The sequence below is a fragment of the Streptomyces sp. NPDC054956 genome, from assembly GCF_053609185.1.
The window spans coordinates 1-8,151 of the sequence record NZ_JBSGXB010000325.1; the positions used below are offsets into that span (position 1 = coordinate 1).

Genomic DNA, 8,151 nt, shown 5'->3' on the forward strand with positions numbered 1-8,151 from the left:
GGGCATCGCCGGGCCCCGGGCCCGGCTGACGGGCGTGGCCCGGTCGGTGATCGCGCAGCTCGCCGCCCTGCACGCCCCCGGCCAGCGCCTGGAGATCGTGCTGGTCTCCGTCGACCGGGCCCGCCCGCTCGCCGAACGCCGCCGCGACTGGGGCTGGCTGGGCTGGCTGCCCCACGTCCGGCCCGCGCACGGGCAGGACTGCCGGCTGCTGCTCGCGTACGACCGCGATCAGGCGGCCGCCCGCACCGCCGAGCTGACCCGGCGCCTCGACGACGGCCCGCTCGGCACGCACTGGGCCGCCGCCGGGGCCGATGCCGTCCGCGAGGCCTCGTCGGGCTACCGCGGCCCGTTCACCCTCCTCGTCCTCGACGGCGATCCCGGTCCGGGGGCACTGAGGGACGTCTCCAGCAGGCTCGCCTCGCACGGGCCGGCCGCCGGCATCCACGTCCTGGCCCTGGCCGATGCCCCCGCCGCGACGCCCGCCTCGCCCGTCGCCGAGACGTACGAGGCGGCCTGCGCGGTCTCCCCCGCCTTCCGGGACTGCGGCGCCGCCGCCCTGCTCAGCGGTGACGTGGCCACGGCCGTACGGACCTTCGCGGTCTCGGGCGGCAAGCCGGCCGGGCCCGGCCGGTCGGCCACCGCCGACGCGGTCTCCACGGCCTGGGCGGAGCGCTTCGCCCGGGCCTTGGCCCCGCTCAAGGCCGACTCCCCCGCCGCCGAGGGCTACCGGCCCGCCGCGGCCAGCCTGCCCCCGACCGCGCGGCTGCTGGACGAGTTGGGGCTGGCCCGGGCCACCCCGGCTTCCCTGATGGCCCGTTGGGCCGCCGCCACCGACCAGGGACAGCACGTGGGCGGTCTCGCCGAGATCGTGCTCGGCACCGGCCGGCGCGGGCCGGTGGGCGCCGAACTCGTCACCGACGGGCCGCACTTGCTGATCGAGGGGCCCGCCGGAAGCGGCCGCACCGAACTGCTGCGCTCCGTCGCCGCCTCCCTGTCGGCCGCCGCCCGGCCCGACCGCCTCGGCCTGGTCCTGCTCGACGGGGCCGGCGGCGAACGCGGCGACGGGCTGCTGCCCTGCACCGAACTGCCGCACGTCTCGGCCCACCTGATCGCCTCGGACCCGCTGCGCATGCGGGAGTTCGCGCAGGCGCTGGGCGCCGAGCTGAAGCGCCGGGCCGAGCTCCTGGAGGGGGTGCCGTTCTCCGAGTGGCACGCACGGCGCGAGGTCTCCGACCGGATGGTCTCGCCCCGCCAGCCCACCCCCGGCGAACTGCGCGGCGACCTCGACCCCCAGCGCTCCGGCACCCTGCGGCTGCGTTCCTCGGTCACCCGCACCGACCCGGCGGCGGGCCCGAGCCCGCTGCCGCGCCTGGTCGTGCTCGTCGACGACTTCGACGCGCTGGTCGCGCCGGGCCTGGGCAGCACGGGCCGCCCCGCCGCCGGCTCGGTGGTCCGCGCGCTGGAGGCGGTGGCCCGCGAGGGCGCCCGGCTCGGCGTGCACCTGGTGGCCACGAGCGCCCGCCCGGACCGGACGGCCGACACCGAGCTCGCCCGGCTCACCACCCTGCGCGTGGAGCTCGACGCCCCCGACCAGCCGGGCCCGGGCCGCGGCCTGCTCCGGTACTCCGACGGGCGAACCGTCCCGTTCCAGGGCGGCCGGGTCACCGGCCGCATCCCCCGGACGGCGACCCTGCGGCCGACCGTGGTGCCGGTGGAGTGGGAGCGGATGGGCGATCCGCCGGCCCGCCGCCCGGTCCGCGAGCTGGGCAACGGCCCGACCGACCTCGCACTGCTGGCCAGCGCCCTGGACCGGGCCTCCCACCTGGTCTCGGCGATACCGGTGCTGTTCCCCCCGGCCCCCTGACCCACCGGCTCCCGCCGGGCCGCCGGGCACGTCCGGCGGGCCCGGCGCGATCACCGCGCGCCCTCGCGTGCCCGTCGAGGCGGTATTGCGGGGGTGCGCGGGGCGGCGTAGACCTTGTGGCACAGGACACACCAGCCAGCGAGGCATCGGGGGCACAGCCATGCGCCAGCACGGAACGAACCGCACGCATTCGGGCGGGACCGGCACGAAGGGCCGTACGAGAACCCGCGCTTGGGCCGCGCTGATCGCGGCGGGCGCGCTCGCGCTCACCGCGTGCGGCGGCGGGGACGACGGCAAGAAGGCGGATCCGCCCGCGGGCGACGGGGCGACCGGCGGGCCCGCCGTCGCCTTACCCCGCCTCGACGGCGAGAAGCTGGAGGTCGCCGCCGTCTGGACGGGTCCGGAGCAGGCGAACTTCGTCAAGGTGCTCAAGGAGTTCGAGAAGCGGACCGGCGCGACGGTCGCCTTCGTCCCGGCGCAGGACCCGATCGTCACCTTCCTCGGCACGAAGATCGCGGGCGGCGCCCCTCCGGACGTGGCGCTGCTCCCGCAGGTCGGGGCGCTGGTCTCGGCGGTCAAGAACAAGTGGGCGCAGCCGGTCGGCGCCGAGGCGCAGGCCCAGCTCGACAAGAACTACTCGAACGGCTGGAAGACGCTGGGCGCGGTCGACGGCACCCAGTACGGCGTCTACTACAAGGCCGCCAACAAATCGCTGGTCTGGTACAACGCGAAGGCCTTCGCGGCGGCGGGCGTGCAGCCCCCGAAGACGTGGAAGGAACTGATCACCGCCGCCGACACGCTGTCCGCGTCCGGCACCCCGGCGGTCTCGGTGGCCGGCGCCGACGGCTGGACGCTGACGGACTGGTTCGAGAACGTCTACCTCTCCCAGGCGGGCCCGGAGAAGTACGACCAGCTGGCGAAGCACCAGATCAAGTGGACGGACGACAGCGTCAAGCAGGCGCTGGGCACCCTCGCCGAGCTGTTCGGCCGCAAGGACTTCCTGGCCGGCGGGCAGAGCGGGGCACTGGCGACCGAGTTCCCGAAGTCGGTGACGCAGACCTTCACCGGCGGCGACCGGCCGGCGGCCGCGATGGTCTACGAGGGCGACTTCGTGGCGGTGAACATCGCGCAGACGGAGGCGAAGGTGGGCGTGGACGCCCTGGTCTTCCCCTTCCCCTCGGTGGGTGCCAAGGCCCCGGTGGTCTCGGGCGGTGACGTGGCGGTCGCCTTGAAGCCCTCGAAGGGGGCGCAGGCCCTGCTGACGTTCCTGGCCTCGGCGGACTCGGCACGGATCCAGGCCCGCGAGGGCGGGTTCCTCTCCCCCAACAAGTCGGTCGAGCCCTCCGCCTACCCGAACGACATCCAGCGCGGCATCGCCAAGGCCCTGATCGCGGCGGGCGACGACTTCCGCTTCGACATGTCGGACCAGGCACCGGCGGCCTTCGGCGGAACCCCGGGCGCGGGCGAGTGGAAGGCGCTCCAGGACTTCCTGGCGAACCCCTCGGACGTGGCGGGTGCGCAGGCGAAGCTGGAGGCGGACGCGGCCAAGGCCTACGGGAACTGATCCCGTGGCCCACCGGACCCCCAAATCGGCCGAGGCGCGCCGGCGCCGGCTGACCGCGGCGGCGTTCCTGCTGCCCGCCCTCGTCCTGCTCGGCGCGCTCGTCGTGCACCCCATCGGCTACTCGCTCTACCGCAGCTTCTTCGACCGCTCCGGCGACGGCTTCGTGGGCGCCGGGAACTACCGGGAGATCCTGAGCGACGACACCATCCGCACCGCCCTGCGGAACACGGCGGTGTGGGTGGTGCTGGCCCCCGCCACCGCCACCGCGCTCGGCCTGGTCTTCGCCGTGCTCACCGAACGGGTGCGCTGGGGAACGGCGTTCAAGCTGGTCGTCTTCATGCCGATGGCCATCTCGATGCTCGCCGCGGGCATCATCTTCCGGCTCGTCTACGACGCCGACCCCGACCGGGGCGTCGCGAACGCCGTCTGGGTCGGCGTCCACGACACCTTCGCCGAGTCCTCGGCCTTCCCCAAGGCCCGGCCGGGCCGGGACTCCCCGCTGGTCCCGGCCGACGGGGGCGCGTACGTGACCCGCGATCCGGTACGGGCGGGCGTGCCCGTGCTGCTCCCGCTGGTCGGGATCGCCCCGGAGGCCCTGCCCGAGGGGACGCGGACGGCGAAGCCCGCCGCCGCCGAGCCCGGCAAGGTCACCGGTACGGCCTGGCAGGACTTCACCCGGGGCGGCGGCGGTACGACGAACACGGTCGACGCCACCGAGTCCGCACTGTCCGGGCTGCGGGTCGAGGCGGTCAAGGACGGCCGGGTGGTCGACTCGGCGACGGCCCGCCCCGACGGCACCTTCACGCTGTCCGCCGCCGCCGACGGGGCCCTGCTGCGGCTGCCCGCCGCCAACTTCCGGGAGGCCTACGCCGGGGTGGAATGGCTCGGCCCGACGCTGGTGACCCCGGCCGTCATCGGGGCCTACGTGTGGATGTGGGCCGGGTTCGCGATGGTGCTGATCGGGGCCGGGCTGGCCGCCGTACCGCGCGAACTGCTGGAGGCGGCGCGGGTGGACGGGGCCGGCGAGTGGCAGGTGCTGCGGCGGATCACCGTCCCGCTGCTGGCGCCCGTCCTGGCCGTCGTACTCGTCACCCTCGTCATCAACGTGATGAAGGTCTTCGACCTGGTCTTCGTGATCGCCCCGGGCGCGGTGCAGGACGACGCCAACGTCCTCGCGCTCCAGCTGTACCGGACCTCCTTCGGCACGGACGCCGATCCGGGGCTGGGCTCCGCCATCGCGGTGCTGCTCCTGGTGCTGGTACTGCCCGTCATGGTCTACAACATCCGCCGCATGCGCCGGGAGGCCCGCCGATGAGCCCGCGCACACCGACAGGGCCGCGTACGCCGACGGGCCCGCGCACACCCGCGGCACGGTCCCTGGCCTCCCGCGCCGCCGGCGGGGCGCTGCGCGTCTTCCTGCTCCTCGTCGGCCTGTTCTGGCTGCTGCCCGCCCTCGGCCTGCTGGTCTCCTCCTTCCTCTCCCCCACCGACCTGAACCGGGACGGCTGGTGGCAGGTGCTGTCCGCGCCCTCCCGGCTGACGGCCGGCAACTACGAGCGGCTGCTGGAGAACGACACCGTCACGGGTTCGCTGCTCGCCACGGCGGCCATCGCGATCCCTTCGACCCTGCTGGTGCTGACCCTGGGCGCGTTCGCCGGATACGCCTTCGCCTGGCTGGAGTTCCCCGGCCGGGACTGGCTGTTCCTGATCGTCGTCGGGCTGTTGGTCGTACCCGTGCAGGTGGCGCTGATCCCGGTGTCCGAACTCTTCGGCTCCATCGGTCTGTTCGAGACCACCGCCGGGGTGGTGCTGTTCCACACCGCCTTCGGGCTGCCGTTCGCCGTGTTCCTGCTGCGCAACTTCTTCGCGGAGATCCCGCGCGAGCTGCTGGAGGCGGCCCGTCTCGACGGCGCGGGCGAACTGCGGCTGTTCGCGCGGGTGGTGCTGCCGCTGGGCGGTCCGGCGGTCGCCTCGCTCGGCATCTTCCAGTTCCTGTGGGTGTGGAACGACATGCTGGTCGCGCTGGTCTTCGCCGATTCCACGCACCCGCCGGTCACGGTCGCCCTGCAGCAGCAGGTACGGCAGTTCGGGAACAACATCGACGTACTGGCGCCCGGGGCGTTCCTGTCGATGGTGGTTCCGCTCGTCGTGTTCTTCGCCTTCCAACGGCAGTTCGCCTCGGGGGTGATGGCGGGGGCGATCAAGTGAGGGCCGGTGCGCGACCAATGCTCCGGCTGGTGATCACGGTATTGACGTGCGTCGTTGACGCTGCGTAACCCGAATGCCACACCGTGCGTAACCCGATCACCACGCCGGGGGTTCCTGGGCAATATGCCCGCGCCGACCCCTGGATGTGCCGTGCCCCGGTTCAGCGTCATCGTGCCCGCGTACAAGGTCCAGGCGTACCTCCAGGAGAGTCTGGACTCGGTCCTGACCCAGTCGTACCCGGACCTCGAACTCATCGTGGTCGACGACGCCTCCCCGGACGCCTGCGGTTCGATCATCGACGACTACGCGGCCCGGGACCCCCGGGTGACCGCCGTGCACCTGGCGCACAACCTGGGCCTGGGCCCGGCCCGCAACGCGGGCCTGGCCCGGGCGACCGGCGACTACCTGATCTTCCTCGACGGAGACGACACCCTCGCCCCCGGCGCCCTCCAGGCCATCACCGACCGACTGAAGGCCACTGGCTCCCCCGACGTCCTCGTCTACGACTACGCGCGCACCTTCTGGACCGGCGACCTCGTCCGCAACCGCCTCTCCCACCGGCTCTCCGAGGACGGTCCCGCCAGCTTCCGCCTGGCCGACCGCCCCTCCCTCCTCGGCATGCTGATGGTGGTGTGGAACAAGGCGTACCGCCGCGAGTACGCGGAGCGCGAGGGCCTCGCCTTCCCGCCCGGCTTCTACGAGGACACCCCGTGGACCTACCCGGCGCTGCTGGCCGCGGAGTCCGTGGCCGTCCTGGACCGGGTGTGCGTGCACTACCGCCAGCGCCGCACGGGCTCGATCCTGACCACCACCAGCCGGCGCCACCTCGACATCTTCGACCAGTACGACCGCGTCTTCGGCTACCTCGCCACCCGCCCCGAACTGGAGCGCTGGCGGCCCGTCGTGCACCGGCGGATGGCCGAGCACTTCTGCACCCTGTACGCGGACCCGCGCCGGCTCCCGCGCGCCGCCCGCGCCGAGTTCTTCGCACGCGCCTCGGCCCTGCTGCGCCGCTACCGCGTCCCCGGGCCCCGTCCGCTGTCGCTGAGCCGCACCGACCGGATCCGCCACGTCCTGATGCGCCTGGGCACGCGGCGCACGTACCGCCTCCTGTCCGTGCTGCGCTCCGCCTCGCTCGCGGCGGGGCGCGCCGGGGCCACCGCGTGGCGGGGCCTGCGCGAGACGGCCCTGCGCCTGCACTACCGCGTGCAGCGCCTGCTGCCGCTGCGCCCCGAGCTGGCCGTGTTCTCCGCGTACTGGCACGGCGGCTACGCCTGCAATCCGGCGGCGATCGAGGCGAAGCTGCGCGAGCTGGCCCCGCGCATGCGGACGGCGTGGATCTGCGATCCCGCGCACGCCTCGACCCTCCCCCGGGAGACCACCCTGCTCCGCCCGGGTTCGGCGGCGTACTGGACCGCCCTGGCCCGTGCCGCCTACCTGGTCACGAACGTCAACTTCGAGCGCACGCTGGTCAAGCGTCCGGGGCAGATCCTGCTCCAGACCCAGCACGGCACCCCGCTCAAGCGGGTCGGCCTCGACCTGCAGGACCGCCCGGCGGCCACCCCCACGACGGACTTCGCGGGGCTGCTGCGGGGCGCGGACCAGTGGGACTACCTGCTCTCCTCGAACCGCCACTCGACGCTGATCTGGGAGAAGGCGGTCCCCTCCTCGTACACCACGCTCGAGTACGGCTACCCGCGCAACGACGTGTTCCACCGGGCCACCCAGGCGGACGTCCTGGAGCTCCGCGAACGCCTCGGCATCCCGCCGGGCTCCACGGCGATCCTGTACGCCCCGACCCACCGCGACTACCGCCGCAGCCGTCCCGCGCACCCGGACTTCGAGCGGATCCTGCGCGACCTGGGCCCGCGCTACACGATCCTGACCCGCACGCACCTCACGTACGCGGGCTCGCCCTCCCCCGACCCGCACCCGCGGCTGCTGGACGTCTCCTCCCACCCCTCGGTGGAGGAACTCTGCCTGGCCTCGGACGCGTTGGTGACGGACTACTCGTCCCTCATGTTCGACTACGCCTCGCTGGACCGCCCGATCGTGATCCACGCGGACGACTGGGAGGCGTACGAGGCCTCCCGCGGCACCTACTTCGACCTGCGGGCCTTCCCGCCGGGCGCGATCGCCCGCACGGAGGACGAGCTGGTGGACATCTTCTCGACCGGCCACTGGCAGGGCTCGCGCTCGGCGCAGCTCCGCTCGTCCTTCCGGACCCGGTTCTGCACGCACGACGACGGCCAGGCGGCGGAGCGGGTGGTCCGCCGGGTCTTCCTGAACCAGCCGACGCCCCCGGTGGTCCCCCTGGAAGACCGCCGCCCCACTCCCCCGGCCCCCTCAGCCACCCCGGAACCCACCCTGGCCCACCTGACCACGGGCCGCTGGCCGTAACGGATCCCCCTCGGCGTCGGGGGGGGGGGGGGATAGAAAACCCCCCCCCCGAAGAGACCCCCCCCCCGGGGGGGGGCGGGGGGGTGGGGGGGGCGCCCCGGGGCACGGGCAGCGC

The 8,151-nt window shown here is 74.2% G+C and carries 5 protein-coding genes; all 5 read left to right on the forward strand.

Features of this window, described 5'->3' with window-relative positions:
• Positions 1-1,864 (forward strand): FtsK/SpoIIIE domain-containing protein (locus tag ACWGDE_RS32890; protein WP_453392703.1); only part of this gene is annotated, 1,864 nt, incomplete at its 5' end.
• A 160-nt stretch (positions 1,865-2,024) separates the two neighbouring features.
• The gene (locus ACWGDE_RS32895) at positions 2,025-3,428 is read left to right on the forward strand and encodes an ABC transporter substrate-binding protein (protein WP_453392704.1); all 1,404 of its coding nucleotides are present in this window, start codon (positions 2,025-2,027) and stop codon (positions 3,426-3,428) included.
• A 4-nt stretch (positions 3,429-3,432) separates the two neighbouring features.
• Positions 3,433-4,743: a carbohydrate ABC transporter permease gene (locus tag ACWGDE_RS32900; protein ID WP_453392705.1), complete on the forward strand. Its 1,311-nt coding sequence runs from the start codon at positions 3,433-3,435 to the stop codon at positions 4,741-4,743.
• Positions 4,740-5,636, forward strand: coding sequence for a carbohydrate ABC transporter permease (locus ACWGDE_RS32905; RefSeq protein ID WP_453392706.1), 897 nt, complete (start codon positions 4,740-4,742; stop codon positions 5,634-5,636). The genes ACWGDE_RS32900 and ACWGDE_RS32905 overlap by 4 nt, the downstream gene beginning before the upstream one ends.
• A 150-nt stretch (positions 5,637-5,786) precedes the next feature.
• Positions 5,787-8,036: a bifunctional glycosyltransferase/CDP-glycerol:glycerophosphate glycerophosphotransferase gene (locus ACWGDE_RS32910; RefSeq protein WP_453392707.1), complete on the forward strand. Its 2,250-nt coding sequence runs from the start codon at positions 5,787-5,789 to the stop codon at positions 8,034-8,036.
• Positions 8,037-8,151 lie beyond the last annotated feature (115 nt).

Bases quoted from the DNA above. Each gene is read 5' to 3' on its own strand.
- ACWGDE_RS32895 (WP_453392704.1), top strand. From the start codon at position 2,025: ATGCGCCAGCACGGAACGAACCGCACGCATTCGGGCGGGACCGGCACG.
- ACWGDE_RS32905 (WP_453392706.1), top strand. From the start codon at position 4,740: ATGAGCCCGCGCACACCGACAGGGCCGCGTACGCCGACGGGCCCGCGC.